This is a genomic window from Dehalococcoidia bacterium (assembly GCA_021295915.1).
Taxonomy (GTDB): Bacteria; Chloroflexota; Dehalococcoidia; order Lucifugimonadales; family UBA1123; genus VXRN01.
On sequence record JAGWBK010000056.1, the window covers coordinates 1 to 18,424 of the forward strand.

14 protein-coding genes and 1 pseudogene are annotated in these 18,424 nt (G+C 60.7%); 5 read left to right on the forward strand and 10 right to left on the reverse strand.

Annotated elements, in window-relative coordinates:
- Nucleotides 1-145: 145 nt before the first annotated feature.
- The 7 genes and pseudogenes from J4G14_13515 to lysA all read right to left on the reverse strand — a co-directional run bounded on the left by J4G14_13515 (nucleotide 146) and on the right by lysA (nucleotide 9,350).
- Complete coding sequence (locus tag J4G14_13515; protein ID MCE2458808.1) at nucleotides 146-1,285, reverse strand: site-2 protease family protein; 1,140 nt, start codon at nucleotides 1,283-1,285, stop codon at nucleotides 146-148.
- Between the two features lie 119 nt (nucleotides 1,286-1,404).
- The gene (locus tag J4G14_13520) at nucleotides 1,405-2,859 is read right to left on the reverse strand and encodes an acetyl-CoA hydrolase/transferase family protein (GenBank protein MCE2458809.1); all 1,455 of its coding nucleotides are present in this window, start codon (nucleotides 2,857-2,859) and stop codon (nucleotides 1,405-1,407) included.
- 33 nt (nucleotides 2,860-2,892) lie between these two features.
- Complete coding sequence (locus J4G14_13525) at nucleotides 2,893-3,642, reverse strand: SDR family oxidoreductase (GenBank protein ID MCE2458810.1); 750 nt, start codon at nucleotides 3,640-3,642, stop codon at nucleotides 2,893-2,895.
- A 108-nt stretch (nucleotides 3,643-3,750) separates the two neighbouring features.
- Entirely contained in the window at nucleotides 3,751-5,142 is a 1,392-nt protein-coding gene (locus J4G14_13530; protein ID MCE2458811.1) for an amidase, read from the reverse strand.
- Between the two features lie 84 nt (nucleotides 5,143-5,226).
- On the reverse strand, nucleotides 5,227-6,621 hold the full coding sequence (locus tag J4G14_13535) for an amidase (GenBank protein MCE2458812.1): 1,395 nt from the start codon (nucleotides 6,619-6,621) through the stop codon (nucleotides 5,227-5,229).
- Between the two features lie 16 nt (nucleotides 6,622-6,637).
- Nucleotides 6,638-8,038 carry an amidase gene (locus J4G14_13540; GenBank protein MCE2458813.1) on the reverse strand — a complete coding sequence of 467 codons (1,401 nt, stop codon included), beginning with the start codon at nucleotides 8,036-8,038 and terminating at the stop codon, nucleotides 6,638-6,640.
- Between the two features lie 18 nt (nucleotides 8,039-8,056).
- Nucleotides 8,057-9,350: pseudogene (lysA, locus tag J4G14_13545) on the reverse strand (diaminopimelate decarboxylase).
- A 241-nt stretch (nucleotides 9,351-9,591) separates the two neighbouring features.
- Here lysA and J4G14_13550 point away from each other — a divergent pair.
- The 5 genes from J4G14_13550 (at nucleotide 9,592) to J4G14_13570 (ending at nucleotide 15,637) form a co-directional block, all read left to right on the forward strand.
- The gene (locus tag J4G14_13550) at nucleotides 9,592-10,641 is read left to right on the forward strand and encodes an acyl-CoA desaturase (GenBank protein MCE2458814.1); all 1,050 of its coding nucleotides are present in this window, start codon (nucleotides 9,592-9,594) and stop codon (nucleotides 10,639-10,641) included.
- Between the two features lie 363 nt (nucleotides 10,642-11,004).
- Complete coding sequence (locus J4G14_13555; GenBank protein MCE2458815.1) at nucleotides 11,005-11,775, forward strand: bifunctional nuclease family protein; 771 nt, start codon at nucleotides 11,005-11,007, stop codon at nucleotides 11,773-11,775.
- Between the two features lie 70 nt (nucleotides 11,776-11,845).
- Nucleotides 11,846-13,045: an MFS transporter gene (locus J4G14_13560; GenBank protein ID MCE2458816.1), complete on the forward strand. Its 1,200-nt coding sequence runs from the start codon at nucleotides 11,846-11,848 to the stop codon at nucleotides 13,043-13,045.
- 99 nt (nucleotides 13,046-13,144) lie between these two features.
- The gene (locus J4G14_13565) at nucleotides 13,145-14,065 is read left to right on the forward strand and encodes a bifunctional riboflavin kinase/FAD synthetase (GenBank protein ID MCE2458817.1); all 921 of its coding nucleotides are present in this window, start codon (nucleotides 13,145-13,147) and stop codon (nucleotides 14,063-14,065) included.
- Nucleotides 14,066-14,872: 807 nt separating this feature from the next.
- Entirely contained in the window at nucleotides 14,873-15,637 is a 765-nt protein-coding gene (locus J4G14_13570) for a dienelactone hydrolase family protein (protein MCE2458818.1), read from the forward strand.
- A gap of 27 nt (nucleotides 15,638-15,664) precedes the next feature.
- Here the strand turns inward: J4G14_13570 and J4G14_13575 are convergent, their stop codons facing one another.
- From J4G14_13575 to J4G14_13585, 3 genes are all read right to left on the reverse strand, one after another.
- Nucleotides 15,665-17,002 (reverse strand): MFS transporter, encoded by a 1,338-nt coding sequence (locus J4G14_13575; GenBank protein MCE2458819.1) that lies wholly within the window; start codon nucleotides 17,000-17,002, stop codon nucleotides 15,665-15,667.
- A gap of 38 nt (nucleotides 17,003-17,040) precedes the next feature.
- Entirely contained in the window at nucleotides 17,041-17,799 is a 759-nt protein-coding gene (locus J4G14_13580) for an SDR family oxidoreductase (GenBank protein MCE2458820.1), read from the reverse strand.
- A 184-nt stretch (nucleotides 17,800-17,983) separates the two neighbouring features.
- A partial coding sequence (locus J4G14_13585; GenBank protein MCE2458821.1) for a hypothetical protein occupies nucleotides 17,984-18,424 on the reverse strand: 441 nt, incomplete at its 5' end.

Below are 18,424 nucleotides of genomic sequence, written 5' to 3' on the forward strand. Positions count from 1 at the left end.
GCTGAGACTGAGGAATCGTTCGTGTATGCTGCCATGGTCAGGCTGATGCTACGCCGACTGGCTGTCCCTACCTGAAATCACTTCTCAGACACCCTCTAACGTCCATGTGATCTCGGCATGATCGCCGTTGACTCGATGTCTGGACCTAAGTCGGAGTCTGCTCTTCCTGGGACACTGGTGAGAGCTGTGAGATCTCCATAACGCGCAACACACCCGCCCGCGTCAGTATCCCCACCGGCCTATCGTCGTCCAGGACGACCGCCTGCTGTATGTTCCTGTCCGCCAGAAGCTTCAGTCCCTGTTCCAACGGATCGTCAGGAGCGAGCGTGATCGTGTCCTCGGACTTGGTCATCGCCTCTGACACCCACTTCGTCGCCCACTCCTCTGTTGGAACGCCCCGAACGTCGCTGACGGTAATCAGACCGTAGAACGTGTCCCCCAGCATGACGAGGTACGCACGCTGCATCTCGGCCACAATGTACTCGTCGACGAGCCGTCGTATGGAGATGCCGGGCGGCACAATTCGTAGCTGCGTGTCCATCGCGTCGCCGACCGTTCGGCCCGACACCACAAGCCGCTCTGGACCGCCCTGACGCACGGAGGATGCGGTGGACTGTATAAACCATCCGATGAACATGAGCCAGATTCCCGTGATCAGGCTGTTCGTGAAGATGGCGACTACTCCGACGCCGATCAGCCCGAATCCGAGCGCAGACCCTGTCAGGCTGGCTACCTTGGTGGCGCGCTCCTGGCTCTGGGTGGCCTTCCACACCAGCGACCTGAGCACCCTGCCGCCGTCCAGTGGGAACGCGGGAATCAGGTTGAACAGCCCAATGAGCAGATTCACGAACATCAGGTACTGAGTCAGCGCCGCTATCGGACTGGCGGAGCCTCTCAGGTTCAGGTACAGCAGGCCAAAGAAACAGGCGAGTCCCAGGCTGGCGACCGGCCCGACCACAGACACCCAGAACTCCTCGCTCGCGCTCCGCGATTCGCCGTCGATCTGTGAGAAGCCGCCAAGGAAGAACAGCGTGATGCTCTCGACACGGAGACCGCGCCGGATCGCCTCCAGCGAGTGGCTCAGCTCGTGAATCAGCACGCATACGAACAGCAGCGCGCTGCCGACGATGCCAACAACCCAGTACTGCGTCGGGCTCCAGTCATACCGGCTGGGGAGCCACGACGACGCAAGTGACCACGCTATCAGCGCGAATATAAACACCCACGAGAAGTGGACCTGTATCCTCACGCCAAAGAGGCGGCCCAGACCAAAAGTCCCTGACAACACGTTCCTCCATAGTACTTGACACATGCGCACCAGTCGCACTATCCGATTCATGGTACGCAGGGGGCAGGTGAGCGTCAAACGAGGGCGAGCTCGTCGAGACGGTCCTAGAATTCTATCTACACAAACAGCCAGCCGGTGGCGGCCCTCTTCAGTTCGGCCCTGAAGTCCGGATGGGCTATCGCTATCAGCGCTTCCGCTCTCTCACGATGGTTCTTGCCCAGCAGACGAGCCACCCCGTACTCAGTGACCACGGTATCCGACCAGAAGTGCGGCATCGTGACGATCTCGCCGGACTCAAATCTCGGGACTATCCGAGAGACCGCACCGTTCAGCGCGGTGGAGTACAGGAGCGTAATCGCGCGTCCGCCCTTTGAGTACAGCGCACCCAGGTGAGCGTCCGGCTGGCCGCCAATGCCGTTGTACATCTGGCCGCCGAACAGGCTCTCTGAGGCTATCTGTCCCCTCAGGTCCACAGACAGAGCGTTGTTGATCCCCACCTGCATATGGTTCTGAGCAATCACCGTCGGATTCAGCACGTAGTGAGGCGAGTACAGCTCGAAGAGCGGGTTGTCGTCGATGATCGCCAGGTCTTCCTCGCTGCCACCTGTCCACGACGTCGCGACAGCGCGACCCTTGTGGATGGTCTTGCGCGAGCCGTTGATGACGCCCGCGCCGACCAGCTTGGCCACGCCAGGAACGGTCAGTTCCGAGTGCAACCCCAGGTCGACCTTCTCATCGAAAACTCCCAATCTCGGCATGTACGAAGATGGCGTACCCACTCCGACCTGAATCGTCGCGCCATCAGGGATAAGCCCCTTCAGGTTCTCGGCGATGGCCCTGCTTTCAGGTGAGGGGTCGTCGATCCCAAGCTGCCTCTTCAGTCGGTCAAGGTCGATGGTCGCGAAGAGAGGCTGCATCGTAGCAAGCCGGTTCGGGTTGGCCTTCTCGATGATCTCTTCAAGCGCTGCACGGCGGTCGTCCGGCAGGTCGGAGACTGACTTCACGAGCGACTCGCGGCTCACGGTCGAAGCATCCGCTTCCACCATCCTGTCGATGTCTTCCATCGGCATGAAGGCGTCCCCGTATGTGCGAATCAACGACGGGTTCACCTCAGCGGCCACCTTGCGCGCGCGCTGGGCAAAGCTGCGCTTGTACCATGCCTGAGGACCGAACGTGATCTGCCCCTGCCGGTTCGGCGGGGACACAACTACCAGGGCAACATCGATTGGCTTGGCCTCTTCGGGCCTTTCGTCCACTGCCTTGAACGTCAGTGAGAACGCGAGCGGCGAGTATGGCGCTCGCCCCTCGTTCTCGAAGGGCCTGCCGTAAGGCCCGATGAAGTTCTCGATATCGACCTTCCATCCTGCTTCCAGGAACGGCTCAAGATCGAACTGCGGTACCGAAACCGAGAGCGTGGCTCCCTTGACCTCGTGAGCGCGGTCGGAGAGCGCCTTCATCAGCGTTAAAGGCTGCTCTGAGAGGGGGACGACGACCCGATCACCGTCCTCGACTATCGAGACAGCCTCCTCTGGAGAGCCTAACTTGCTACTGTAGTCATCCTGCCAGGTCATGGTGAGCAGGTCTCCTGCCGGGTCCCTTCGCGGCTACTGATAGACCGAACTACCTGCTCCCCCGCCTGCGGCGATAACCTCTCCGGCAATCGAGATGGATATGGGGGACGCAAGGAACGTCACAACGTATGCGACCTCGGTGGCATCCACCATCCTACGGATGTCATTGCCCAGAGGCCCGCTGGCCGCCTCCTCAGACGTGCGCTCCGTTATGGTCGCACCCGGATGGACAAGATTGACGTTTACGCCGTCGGGGCCAAGTTGATTGGACAGCGTCTTGGTGAGGTGGACCAGGGCTGCGTTTCGAAGTCCGCTGTAGGTGCCCGCGTTCCTGGCCGCAAGTCCTCCGATGTTGATGATCCGACCCCAACCCTGGGACTGCATGTGAGGCGCAGCCGCCTTGGCGCATCGGAAGTACCCGACAACCTTGGTGTTGATGTCGGACAGCAGATCATCGTCGTCTGACTCAGGCAGGGGACCGAGTACAAGACCACCTGGTGCAGCCGCGTTGTTGACCAGGATATCGAGCCCTCCCAGTTCGTCGACAGCCTGCTGGACCATCGCGTTGACGGACTCGGTGCTGGTTGTATCGGCCACTATGGGGACGATCTTTCGCCCGGTCTCAGCAGCCAGTTCCTGCGCCGCCTCTTCGAGCACGTCCTGCCTCCTGGCGCATATGACTACGTCAACGCCCTCCCTGGCCAGCTCCCGCGCGGTCGCCTTGCCGATGCCGACACTTCCACCAGTGACAATTGCTCTCTTACCATTCAGGTCAAGATCCATTCGGTTACTCCTGTTCTCATCGCCGTCGCTCTGAACCGGTGTGATGAACCTCGCTGCAAACTGGCAGTCTTCATCATCCTGATCGAAGAGGCCTTGCTTGGAAAACGACTAGATGCCCGGCTTCTGCCAGCCGCCGAGCGCAGATTCCAGCAGTCCGGCGAGTGCGAGCGACACGTCCTCGCGCCACGGACGGGAGATCACCTGAACTCCAATTGGCAGACCCTCCGGGGAGGTGCCACCACGGACGACAGTGCCCGGCCATCCGGTGAGGTTATAGGGATCCGTGTAGAACGCGTTACGGCTGCTGTCAGCGAACGTCTCACCGTGCGGTGGCGCTGGCATCGCTGCTGTCGGGCAGATGATCGCGTCGTAACCCTGGATGAACCCGAGCATGTCGCTCCTGTACTGGTCCAGCTCCTCAAGCGCCTGGGTGAACTCCTCTGTGGGGATCGCCACGGCGTCAGCGAATCTGGACCTCAGGAACGGCGACTTCTCAGTGGTGCCTGCCTTGTCCAGCAGCCGCTGAGTCCATGCGCGGCCATCTCCGCCACCGATTCTGCCAGTCAGTTCTGTAACGCGGCTCAGAGGCTCAGGTATATCTTCCTCGACAGAGGCGACCACGTCGGACACGACCTTGATTGCGGACTCCACCGCGTCAACTGTCTCCTGAGTGGGCGCCTTGAAGTTGTCCACACCTGTGTAGAAGGCGACTCGCAGCGAGCCGAGGTCAACGTCAGCAGGGTCTCCCAGTGGCATGGGCACAATTGCGGGGTCATCCCAGTCCGGACCCGAGATGATCGGGAGCGTGAGCACCAGGTCCTCGACGTAACGCGCCATCGGGCCGTTCTGCGTGTAGGAGTCGGTTGCGCCCATTCCGTACGGTACGGCATGACCAGTTCGTGGAACGCGCCCTGAGTTCGGCTTGATGCCCGCAATGCCATTGAAGTGCGACGGCAGCCGGATGCTGCCACCCGTGTCGCTGCCAATATCGAACGCCGACCCGCCCGAGGCGACTATCGCCCCTGCTCCACCACTGGAGCCGCCCGGAGTGCGGTCGAGGCCGTACGGGTTGTTGGTGCGACCGTAGACAAGGTTGTCCGTCTCTCCGGCGAGAGTGAACTCCGGCGTGTTCGTCTTGCCCAGAAGGATAGCGCCCGCGCCACGCAGGCGGGCCGCGACGGTCGAGTCGCGTTCAGGCACAGTCGTCCGACGCCCAAGTGTGGCGTACGTGGTGACCACGCCCTCGGTATCCAGCGAGTCCTTCAGCGTCATAGGAACGCCGTGAAGGGCGCCCTTCGACTCTCCACGCGCCAGCGCGGCGTCCGCCTCGCGCGCCTCCTCTAGAGCACGGTCGGCGCACAGTTTCACCACCGCGTTAAGCCTGTCATTGACCTCGTCAATGCGGTCAAGATGCGCCTGCACGACCTCTACCGCCGATACTTCCCTGGCCTGGATTGCCTGGGCAATAGACTTCGCTGATTGGTAGATGATGTCAGCCATCGCTGTCCCTCGAACTGTCGGGATTCAGGCCCAAGTACCGGCCGGGCCTGTGACGGCTAACGTATCACAAGTCGAAGTCTCGCGCTAAAGTCCGGGCCTGACATACCCGCCTAGCTCCGACTCCAGCACCGCCGCGAGGGCCAGCGCAACATCCTCCCGCCAGGGCCGCGATATAACCTGCACCCCAATGGGAAGACCTTCTGCAGAAGTGCCGCACCTGACGACTGCCCCCGGCCAACCGGTCAGGTTATATGGATGCGTGTAGTAAGCGTTGCGGTTCTCCTCCGAGTAGGTCTCCCCGTGCGGCAGCGCGGCAAAAGCGGCGGTGGGACAGATGATGACGTCGTAGCTCCTCATGAATCCCAACATTTCGCTGCGGTACTCGTCCAGCTCCTCCAGAACACGGGTGAACTCTTCTGTGGAGATGGAAACTGCCTGGTCGCGTATCGCCCGAATGTACGGCGACAACTCGGTGGTGCCAGCTCTTTCCAGAATTCTGAGCATAACGGCGCGACCGTCGGCATCTCCTATCCGCTCGTTCAGTTCAGGGACGCGGCTCACAGGCCCTGGCACGCTCTCCTCAACAGACGCCACGATGTCTGATACGGCACCGACAGCGGCGTTCACAGCGTCAACGGTCTCCTGCGTTGGGGGGGTGAGCTCCGGTGCGCTGGTGTAGAACGCGACTCGCAGGCTGCCAACGTCAACATCCGCAGGGTCTCCCAGCGGCATGGGTATGATTGCGGGATCCTCCCAGTCCGGCCCAGAGATGATCGGAAGGGTGAGGGCGAGGTCCTCGACGTAACGCGCCATCGGGCCGTTCTGCGTGTACGAGTCCTCCGCACCGGCAGCGTATGGGATGATATGACCAGTACGCGGCACGCGCCCGGAGTTCGGCTTGATGCCCGTGATGCCGCAGAAGTGCGCAGGACCCCGGATGCTGCCTCCCGTGTCGCTGCCCATGTCGAACGGCGATCCTCCGGCGGCCACTATCGCCCCTGCTCCACCGCTGGAGCCTCCCGGAGTCCGGTCTAGCGCGTACGGGTTATTGGTACGTCCGTACACCAGGTTATCGGTCTCTCCAGCGAACGTGATCTCCGGGGTGTTGGTCTTTCCCAGTAGGATCGCGCCCGCGCCTCGCAAACGGGCCGCGACCGTCGAGTCACGTTCGGGCACGAACGTCCGGCGACCGAGCGTTCCTCCGGTCGTGACCACGCCCTCGGTGTCGAGCGAGTCTTTCAGTGTCATCGGGACACCGTGAAGTGGGCCCTTGGATTCGCCACGCGCGAACGCAGCGTCGGCCTCTCTGGCCTCTTTCAGGGCACGATCAGCACACAGCCTAACGACAGCGTTCAGCCTGTCGTTGACCTCGTCGATGCGCTCCAGGTGCGCCTGAACCACCTCGACAGCCGAGACTTCCCCGTCCCGAATCGCCTGAGCGATAGACTTCGCGGATGCGTAGAGTAGGTCGTCTAACATAGGCAGTGGGTCACTCCTACAGCTCCGGGCTGACGTAGCCTCCAAGGGCCGATTCCAGCACCGCCGCGAGCGCAACCGCTACGTCCTCACGCCATGGCCTGCACATCACCTGCACGCTGATGGGCAGTCCTTCTGGCGAGGTACCCACTCGCACAACTGCGCCCGGCCATCCGGTCGTGTTGTACGCGCTCGTGTAGAAGTTGGCAGGACTCGCCTCTGATGTGAGCGTCTCGCCGTGCGGGAGCGCGGGCCACGGACGTACGGGAGACAGTATGGCGTCGTAGTTCTCCATGAACGAGAGCATCTGACTTCGGAATGAGTCCATGTCCTCCAGAAGAGCGGTGTACTCCGCTGCCGAAATCGGCTCAGCACCCAGGAATCGACTCATCCTCGGGTGGACCTGCGTCGTCCCTGCCTTGTCTACCAGCCTGCGCACACCTGCGCCACCGTCCGCCACGAGGACGCTGGTGACGTTAGAACTTCCGCTCTCCGTGATAGCGGATGGAAGGTCCTCGACCACCTCAGCTCCTGACTCGGCTATCGCCTCGGCAGCCGATCTCACAGACGCCTCCACCTCAGTAGTCGGGGAGATCGTCCCGTTGTCGGTGTAGAACGCGACCCTCAGACTACCAACATCGATGGACGCCGGGTCATTGAGAGGCACGGGATGGATGAACGGGTCGATCCCGTCAGGCCCTGCGATAGTCGAGAACCCAAGCCACAGGTCTTCGACATATCGAGCCATAGGACCAATCGTCGTCAGCGAGTCCATCCCACCGAGTCCCCATGGGACGATATGCCCGGTGCGAGGGACCCTGCCCGACGTCGGCTTGAGCCCCGCAAGGCCGCAGAACGCCGACGGCACTCGTATGCTGCCGCCCGTGTCCGTGCCCAGGTCCATCGCCGAGCCACCAGCCGCGATGATCGCTCCGGCCCCGCCACTGCTGCCGCCGGGAGTCCGGCTCACGTCGTAAGGGTTGTTGGTCTGTCCATAGACCAGGTTGTCTGTCTCGAACGAGAGCGTGAATTCCGGAGTGTTGGTCTTGCCCAGGACGATTGCGCCCGCCGCGCGCATCCGGGCGACGGCAGTCGCGTCAGCGTCCGGCACGAAGTCCTTGCGACCGAGCGTGCCACCTGTCGAGACTATGCCCTCGGTGTCGTGGGAGTCCTTGATGGTGATCGGCACACCATGAAAGGCACCCAATGACTCCCCACGGGCGAGAGCCTCATCAGCAGCCTTCGCTTCGGCCATAGCGCGGTCACCAGCGAGCTTCACGACGGCGTTGAGCCTGGGGTTCACCTCGTCGATGCGCCGCAGGTGCGCCTCGACCACTTCCACGGCGGACACCTCTCCAGCCTGTATGGCCCTCGCAATTGATGTCGCGGACGAAAACAGCAGATCTTCTGAGGTGGTCACTTTGTTAGCCTCCGTGTCTTACACCACATCCAGCGCCATCATGTCCTGGAAGGACTCGCGCCTGCGGATGACTCGGGCCTCGCCCTCGCTGGCGACGACGATTGCCGGCCTCCCGTTGAGGTTGTAGTTGCTCGCCATCGACGGTGCGTATGCCCCGGACGACGGTATCGCGATCACGTCCCCAGACTCCAGGATCGGCATCTCGATGTCCCGCACCAGAATGTCACCTGACTCGCAATACTTGCCCGCGAGGGTCACGACCTCGGAGGCGGTGTCGGACATTCTCGACGCCACCACCGCTTCGTATTCAGATCCATTCTCCCATTCCGCCATCGAGCGAGACGTACTTACGGACCGTGGGGATGTCCTTGATCGCCCCGACGGTGTACAGCGCTACTCCTGCCCTGCCGACAATAGCGCGCCCTGGCTCGATTATCAGCTTGGGCTCACCAAAGCCCAGGTCGGCGCAACGCTGCTTGTACATGGATGTGATCGCCTCTGAGTACTCGTCAACAGATGGTGGGAGCTGTTCCATCACATACCCAATGGCGAATCCGCCACCTGGGCTGAACTCACGCATGTTTAATCCCTCGTCTATGAACGGTGCGAGGTAGGTCAGTACCCGGTCGATGGCGACTGAGTACGGCTCCAGTTCGAAGATCGGCGAGCCAAGGTGGAAGTGAAGCCCGACCAGGTCGAGGTTGGAGGCCTTGATGGACTGCCGGATGGCGACTGCCGAGTCGCCGGTCTCTATCGAGAAGCCGAACTTGCTGTCCAGTATGCCGGTCGTCGTCGCGACGTGCGTATGAGGGTCGACGCTCGGAGACAGCCTGAGCAGGATGTCCTGTGTGACACCTCGCGCCTTTGCGATATCGTTCAGCAGCCGGAGCTCGTAGAAGCTGTCAACCACGATTCTGCCGCAGCCCACGTCCAGAGCGTACTCAAGCTCGTCAGGTGTCTTGTTGTTGCCGTGGAAGTAGACCCTGCTCAGGTCGACGCCTGAGGCCACGGCCACTGCAAGCTCTCCTCCTGACACGACGTCGAGTCCGAGTCCCTCTTCGTCCACTACCCTGGCAATCCCAGCGTTTACGAACGCCTTGGACGCGTACAGCACCTGTGTGTCCGCGTACCGGTTGCTGAAGCTCTGGACGAAGTCGCGGCACATTCCGCGCAGCGTCACCTCGTCGAAGACAAGCAGCGGCGTTCCGTACTCGCCGGCCAGATCGACCGTGTCGCACCCGCCAATGGTCAGGTGGTCCTGCGGATTTACGTCGGCTGAATATGGGAAGAGTTCTCTGTTGTCGAAAGGCATCTTGATTCGGGCTCCTGGGTTTGTAGCAAGTGTCGTTGGTATCGAAGCGTCAGCGCGAACCGGCTAGCGGAAACAGTATCGCACACCGCGCCTGCACGATGACACGCGGTTCGATTGCGGGAATAGTGTTAGCATGTACCTTGAGAGTTCTAGAAGACCAACTAGCCATGCAGAGTTGGCCGCCGATCTTGGCGGCCTTCTTTGTGTATGAAACAGGTCTAATTGGAAGGGTGCGAATGGAATGATACTAGAGACAACCGACGAAAATTTCAGAGCGCCGGTTGGCGCTGCCAGGCGAGAGGTGGAAACTAACGAATATGCGCGTCTGAAGCGGCTCGTTCGAGACGCTGGCCTATTGGAAAAGGACCCAAGACGTTACGCCGCCAAGTTCACTGTGAACCTGAGCCTGCTGGCACTGAGTTTCGCGATCCTCATGCTTGTGGACGGCGTATGGCCGCAAATCCTGAACGCGGCCTTTCTGGCGTTCGTCGTCGTACAGTTGAGCTTCACCGGCCACGATCTGGGACACAAGCAGGTGTTCCGGTCGAGCCGCAATAACGATATTGTCGGCCTGTTCGTGAGCTTCCTGGTCGGCATAAACCGCTCTTGGTGGGTTGACAAGCATAACGAGCACCACAGCAATCCCAACGACCTGGACATGGACCCCGACATCGAGATCCCGGTGGTCGCGTTTTCGGAAGACCAGGCTCGCGACAAGAGAGGCGTTCCACGGCTGATAGTCAGGCACCAGGCATTTCTCTTCTATGCGCTGGTCTGTTTCGAGGGCATCGTGCTCAAGTACTCGGGTATCAGGTACATGCTCACAAACAGGCTGAGATTCCCTATCGCAGAGACGATAGCGATGGCTGGACATATCGGTGTCTATACCTGCCTTGTGTTCCTGTCCTTGCCGTTCTGGCAGGGGTTGCTGTTCATCGCAGTCAATCAGGTGCTTATAGGACTTTACATCGGCTCGACATTTGCCCCCAACCACAAGGGCATGCTAATGCTCGATGGGAATACCAAGCTCGATTTTCTAAGGAGACAGGTGCTTACATCGAGGAATGTGAAGGCGAGTCCTGTAAATGACGTCCTGTACGGTGGGTTGAACTACCAGATCGAACACCACCTGTTCCCAAGCATGCCCCGGCACCAGTTAAAGGAGGCGCAGAAGATCATCAGACCTTTCTGTAGCGAGAATTCGATCTCGTATTACGAAACGGGTGTGGTCCAATCGCAGCGAGAGATACTGCAGTACCTGCACCACGTTAGCGCCCCACTGCGAGCGTGAGGTCCAGGGACTCCCAGCAGCCTGCCTGCCTAATCTCCCTCGATTTTGGGCAGGCCTCTCCCAGGCAGAGGGCTGGAACGACGGCAGAACTTGCCCCTCGCATCTCCGATCATCCCCAACCAACAGCCCCCTCTCCCGGGGGAGAGGGCTGGGGTGAGGGCGAAAACCCAGTCTGCGAAACCAATACATTCTCACCGCAACTGTTGAGTTTGACGCACTCCCGCCATGTGACTACCATGGAACTGCGCTCATGGGGGAGCCGCCGAGTCCGCTCAAGGGCAGAGCCCACCCCAAGTTGACCTGTCAACATACACTCTTTTCTTCCCGATCAAGCGGACGCCGGGGGACACGAAAGGAGTGCCTATGTCCTCTCCCTCTCTTCCGCCGCGCCCAAGCCTTGAGCAGATCAGGAAACGGGCCAAAGATCTCCTGAAAGCGCTCCGAGGCCGCCAGCCCGCCGCTCTTGCACGCCTGAAAGCGGCGATTCCTCGATACTCGGGCCTGTCCGACGACGACCTTACTGAGCTTGCTCTATCTTTGCGCGACGCTCAGCGTGTCATCGCCTTCGAGTACGGGTTCTCCGACTGGCCGTCCATGCGCGCTTACATCGAACAGAAAGAGAGAGCAGCCATGATTGAAATGACAGTCGATCACGTCAGAGTAAACATCCCCGGCAACCAGCGCGTTGTGGTGCTGAAGGCCAAGGAGATAAACAGGTACCTGCCGATCTGGATCGGTCAATCGGAAGGAGACGCCATAGCGCTGTCGCTCCAGGGTCAGCAGCCGACCAGACCCATGACACACGACCTGACAGATGCGATCATTCGAGGTCTGGATGCCACCGTTGATCGAGTCGTCGTCACCGAGATGCGTGATGACACCTTCATCTCGCATGTGACAGTGAAGTCCAACGGCACGACCTTCGAGACCGATTCCAGACCGAGTGACGCAATTGCGCTTGCTGTGCGCAGTGGTGCTCAGGTCCTCGTGGCACCTGAAGTGCTGGAAGAGGCCGGGATCGACTTCGACCCGGAGACCGGCAAGCCGACCTCACCGAACAGGGTATGGCCGGAATTCTCAGTACTGGCACCTGAAGTGTCAGGACCGCATCATCATCACCCCTCCCACGGCTGAGATGTTCTGATACGGATATAGCCGACACCCGCATATCCCACAGAAGCGCTGAGTGGTGTAGTATCCAGCGATGGTCTCGTTCATCACCAGAGCACCTAGGTCGCGCCGCACACTGATCTTCGGCTCCACCATGCACGTGTGGAGCGACCTGTTCTTCGCACTGCTCGTGCCTCTGCTCCCCCTCATGAAGGAGGACATGGGGCTGTCGTTCACTCAGGTGGGTATGCTGCGTTCGGTCTTTAGCGGCGCGACAGCAATCCTACAGGTGCCGGCCGGCCTGCTCGCAGAATCAGCGGGCGAGTTCTGGATGCTGATCCTGGGGAACATGTGGGTGTCGGCGGGACTGGTCGCGATGGCGATGGCCCCGGTCTTCCTGGTGCTCCTTCTTGTTTCTGGCATCTGCGGACTCGGGGGCGGCACCCAGCATCCCCTCGCGTCCAGCATGGTGTCCCGCGCCTACGACGACAGGGGTCGCGCCACCGCCGTGGGCACGGTCAACTTCGCAGGCGACCTCGGCAAGATGCTCGCGCCGCTCGTTGCGGGGCTTATCGCCATAAGGTTTGGATGGCGCGAGACCTTCCTGATCGTCGGGCTGTCCGGGTTCGTCTTCATGGTCGCCACCATGTTCACACGTCGCTCCGTCGACATCGGCAAGCCCTCCGCGAGCACTGCGGGCAGTGGTGATAGCGGAGGGGAAGACACGTCGGGGGCCCGACTCGGCGGCTTCATCACCCTGAGCGGCGTCGGAGTGCTCGACTCGGCTGTTCGCACATCTGCGCTGGTCTTCCTGCCGTTCGTGATGGACGCGAAGGACATGGGTCCCGGACAGATCAGCGCAATGCTATTCCTGCTTTTCGGAGGCGGCGCGTTTGGGAAGTTCGTCTGCGGCTGGCTAGGCGACCGCATGGACACCATCAGCCTGATCTGGGCGACCAAGGGGCTGACCGCTCTGCTTCTTGTCGCTACCCTCGCCACGCCAGTGCTGCTGATGGCACCAGTCATGGTGCTTATAGGCATCGGTCTCAACGGAACATCGTCGGTGCTGTACGCAACAGTCGCCGACCTTGTGCCACCCGGTCGCCGCGCGAGGTTCTACGGTTTCTTCTACACCACCAACGAGATCGGCACAGTGGCGGCACCACTGGCATACGGACTCGTGGCCGACATCTTCAGCCTCAGCACTACGATGATAGTGATGGGCGTCGCTACCGCCGCGATTCTGCCCGCGAGCCTGACCCTTCGCCGGCACCTCAAGGATGTCTCCTTCTAGCGCTTGATTCTCGGAAACTGACGGCCCAGCGATATTGCCATTCTCACCTAAAATGCAGCATCCTAGTACCCGACCTGCATAGAGGATGACGAATCCGCAATGAGCCTAGAAGAAGACCTCGGCCATCTCTCTCCGACACGCGATTCGGCCCTGACGATAGGCGTGTTCGACGGGGTCCATCGGGGACACCGGCACCTCGTTGACGCCCTCGTGGAGGAAGCGCGAAACTCTGGGCTCCTCGCCGGCGTCGTAACCTTCAAGAACCATCCGATTACCGTCCTGAGACCCGGCGCTCGGGTGCAACTCCTGACGGACGTCTCAGAGAGGATCCGGCTGCTGAATGAGCTGGGCGTTGACTTCGTCGCCGCTGTTGAATTTGACACTGCCCTGGCAGGCCTGTCATCTCGGGACTTCCTGGGCGTGCTCGCTAGTGAACTGAGGATGCGAAAGCTGGTCGTCGGCCCTGACTTCGCGATGGGTCGAGATCGCGACGGCAGCGTCGAGACCCTTCCCGCGATCACCTCCGACCTCGGGGCCGGGTTCAAGGCGATCGATCTGGTCACCGACCCGTCTGGCATCGTGAAGAGCACCGCAATCAGGAAACAGATCGCAGACGGCGACGTATCCACGGCAGCCAACCTGCTTGGCCGCAATTTCTCGATTAACGGAACAGTGGGCGGCGGTCTGCAACGCGGGCGCGAAATGGGATTTCCGACCGCCAACCTGGAAGTGGAATCAGACCTTATCATCCCAGGCGATGGCATCTACGCTACGTGGGCACACCTTGAGTCGGGCACACACATGGCGGCAACCAGCATCGGCCTCAGACCCACCTTCGACGACGGTGAGAACCGCACCATCGAGGCGTTCCTGCTGGACTTCTCTGAGGACATCTACGGCCAGTTGATCCGGCTTGAGTTCGTCAGACGCCTCCGTGGGGAAGAGAAGTACGACACAGTCGAAGCGCTCATGGAGCAGATAGACAGGGACGTTCAGGATACAAGGTCCGCGCTGTCCTAGATCACAGTATTAGCCTTCATGACTAAGGCTTCCTGAAGTCCGTTTCTTCCCCAAAGTCAATTGGGACTTTGGCACAAATTTGTCACAAAAAGTGGTTGTTAATTTTCTTAAACTAATCATATAATCTGGGCAACTTGGCCCCCAGACACCTTGCACAGTGTGATTGTGCAGGCGACCCGGAGAAAGCCAACTCGGACGGCCTCAGAGCCGCCAATCCGAGCGGACCGGATGGATGTGACGACATCGCGTCAGGACCAAGAGGGATTATTACGGAAGGACTCTTCCATGCAAGCGTACTGCCTCAAATGTCGCGCACACACAGACATCAATGACGCCGAGCAAGTTACCCTCAAGAACGGTCGGCCTGCGACCCGTGGTAAGTGCTCGGTCTGCACCGCAACCGTCTTCAGGATTGGCAGAGCCAGTTAAGGGATCGACATACTCCAGGCGCAATTAGACGCATTAAGTCGGAGTCTGACGTAGGAGCCACCCACCGGGACTACAAAGTGAGCCGAAGCCAGTTTTCCGTCGCCTTCAGTCGCTGACGGAGTACTTGCAAGCGACTTGCGCCCGGTTTCAACCCTTGATGGGGCCACTAGCGGCCGGTCAATTTACCCGGTTGGCAGCTATATCAATATCTGGCTTCGACGTTCGATGCCTTCTGGACTTGTCGGTTCCTATCCTATTTGACTGTCGCACACTACGCTGATAATCTCGCGCTGAACGCCTGAGCCCAGCCATGCAGGCTGGTCGCGTTTCAACCAGCCATCAGGCAAGCACAGCATTTCAGCACGGAGGTTTATCAGCATGTGGAACCAGTTCAACACCGGCGACTATGAAGGCATGATCGCCGAGACCGTCACCATCAGCGGGTACAACGGTGACCGCACCAACGCGTACTTCGCCCGGCCCCTGGGGTCGGGCCCCTACCCATCGATCGTACTGATCCATCACCTGCCGGGCTGGGACGAGCTCTATAGAGAGATCGCCCGACGATTCGCCCACCAGGGGTACGTCGTCGCATGTCCCGACCTGTTCGCACGCTTCGGTCAGGGCACGCCGGACGACATCGCGTCGGCTGCCCGCGCGAAGGGAGGCGTATCCGACGACAGCGTCCTGGCCGATGCCGAAGGCGCCGCGGGCTTCCTGAACTCACTGCCCTACACCAACGGCAAAGTAGGGATCATAGGAAGCTGTTCAGGCGGACGCCACTCTTACATGGTGGCCTGCCGGTCCAACGCCTTCGACGCTGTAGTAGACCTTTGGGGAGGCAGGGTCGTCATGGCGGCGGACGCGCTGACGCCTCAGCAGCCAGTCGCCCCAATCGATCTGACTCCCGACCTTTCGACACCGCTTCTTGGCATCTTCGGCAACGACGACGCGTCTCCCTCGCCTGAAGAGGTGGACCAGCACGAAGAGGCGCTGAAGGCCAACGGCAAGGACTACGAGTTCCACCGCTACGACGGAGCTGGACACGGCTTCTGGTACCACGACCGCGCCATCTACCGGCCGGAGCAGACCATGGACTCGTTCGCCAAGGTACTCGACTTCTTCGAGAAGAACCTAGGCTAGAACTCCGCAATCAACCGGGGGCGGCGTCTACTCCGTCGCCCCTCCCCCTCCTTCATCCCGACGACGCGGCGGCGGGGTCATGATCGTCAGTACCGCCCCGAATGTCATCAGCGCCACGCCAGCCCACCATGCTGGATCATATGAGCCAGTGATGTCCCGGACGTATCCTGCGGCCGGCGCTCCGAGTCCTCCCACGACCAGGTTGATCGGGTTGACGATCCCCCTTATGGCACCGACGCTCTCCCTGCCGAAGTAGTCGGCCCAGATGAAGTTCTGAAGGAACATCATCCCGCCAATTCCCAGGCCGAACACCGCCATCGATAGCGCCATGATTGGGACGTTATACGCCCATATGGTCATGACGCTCGCGGCCGCCAGCATCAGGAAGCCACCTGCGCCGAGGAACCTTGCAGGGACCCGCCTGACCAGCATCCCGAACACGAACGTAGCCGCCCCAGCGCAGACTGCGTCGAACGCGGTGGCGAACGAGACCAGGGTCGGGTCCAGTCCACGGTCCATGAACGCCGCGATCCTGTGCAGCGCAACAGTGCCGCTCGCAAGCTGCACCGCGCTGAACACGATCACTAGTCGCCACAGTGTAGTCGTACGCACCGCGTCATGAAGCGACCAGGACACCTCCGACTCGGCGGAACGAGCCGCCATGGATGCAGCGACCGTTCCGTCAGCGCTCCCATCATCGGCAGGAGGGCCGCCATCGGGAATCATCCCCATGTCCTCGGGCTGACGTCTGAGGAAGATGGCACCCAACGGCACGATAACCGTCACTCCGATTATGGCGAGGATGACCCATGCCATCCTCCAGCCAACCGCGTCAATGAGTATCTGTGTCAGCGGGACGAACAGGAGTGCTCCAACTGGGATGCCCAGAGACATATACGCCAGGGCACGTCCCCTGTCCCTTACGAACCACTTGAGCACCGGTACTGACGTTATCAGCGCTCCGGGCCCACTCATCCCCACGAAACCCATGACTGCGAAAAGCACTATGAGGTGCCACGCATACTGCATGTTGGCGAGGCCAATCATCGCCAGGCCGGTGGCCAGGGCCGCAAATGGAAGCATGGCGCGTGAGCCGAAGCGGTCCAGCAGCGGGCCTATGATCGGACTGGACAGCGCGCCCGCGCCCTGCCGGGCCGTCTGTGCCCATCCGAACGCAGCGCGTCCGATGCCAAGTTCGTCCCCCATCGGCTTGATGAACAGGCCGAAGTTGAGCGAACCCATCGCCATGCTGACCGCGCCGGACGCCCCCATTATGGCGACGATCACCCAGCCGTAGAAGAATTGAGGCTGCTCCTCGGAACTCGATTGAGGGTCGTCAGGCGATGGCCGCTCGGCGACGCTCATCGGAGGGGGCTATTGGACTGAAAGTGCAACTCGGTGATCTAGCCTCTGCCTATGAACGGCATTTGAGTCGCCATCACAGTCATGAACTGGACGTTGGCGTCCAGCGGCAGGTTGGCGATGTACACGACTGCATCAGCGACGTGCTGCACGTTCATGGTGGGCTCGACCATCACCTCGCCGTGGGCCTGGGGCACACCCGAGTGCATGCGTTCGGTCATGGGAGTCGCAGCGTTGCCGACGTCCACCTGGCTGCACGCGATGTTGTACTTGCGTCCATCCAGAGATGTTGCGCGAGTCATGCCGGTCACGGCGTGCTTTGTGGCGGTGTACGGGATCGAGTTCGGCCTCGGCACGTACGCCGACAGCGATCCGTTGTTGATGATCCGCCCACCCATCGGGTCCTGGCTCTTCATTATATGGAACGCCTCCTGCGTGCACAGGAACGTTCCGGTCAGGTTGGCGTTCACCACAGTCATCCACTGGTCGTAGGTGAGGTCCTCGAGCAAGACAGGAGGAGCGCCGGTTCCGGCGTTGTTGAATGTCACGTCCAGCCTGCCGAAAGCCTCCTTGGTCTTCGCGAAGAGGTTCTTCACCGAAGCCGGGTCCCCTACGTCGGTGGAGACGACTATCGTCCTCTCACCGTCTGCACCTGCCTCGGCCACCGTCTCTTCAAGTGGGGCGACCCGACGACCCGCAAGCGCGACCGAGTATCCATCTGCCAGCAGCGCCAGAGCCGACGCCTTGCCTATTCCCGTACCCGCGCCCGTAACTAACGCAACCCTGCCGTTTGAACTCATAATGCTGATCTCCTGAAGTCAGTGTAGTTGGGCCTATTCTACGTGAACCCAGGACTCTAACCAACCGGAACCTCACATGAAGAGGTTGTGCCAGGGTGAATCGTCCCCTCTCCCTTGAGGGAGAGGGTTAGGGTTAGGGTGAAATCCGAGCCTGTTCTCAAGTATGGCTCCTCGTAGAAAGGCCCTACACCTCCCTGTCCGTCCGTATCCTCAACACCGTACCGACGATTACGAGTGACAGCGGAGCGAAGCAGACGACCGTAAGGGCGAGTCCAAGATCGCCCGTGCGGTCCTGGAGTATTCCCGTGACTAGCGGTCCCATGAAGGTACCCAGTGACCCGAGCGTCATAACGAGAGACGTCCCGACAGCTACCTCCCTCGGCCTGACCCCCGGAATATAAAACGGCACCGAGCTCAGAATGGGCCAGAACCCCCAGCCTACGCCGTTCAACGCAGACACAAGCAGGAGCGCCGGGATCGAGTCTACCCGGATCATTACAAAGTACGTCACGGCCATAATCACGCCGAGCAACTGGAGAACGTTCTTCCTGCGAGCCGCTCCCAGGTGCATGACCGTGAAGCTGAGCCCGACTCCAGCAAGTCCCCCTACGAAGATCCCCAGGCC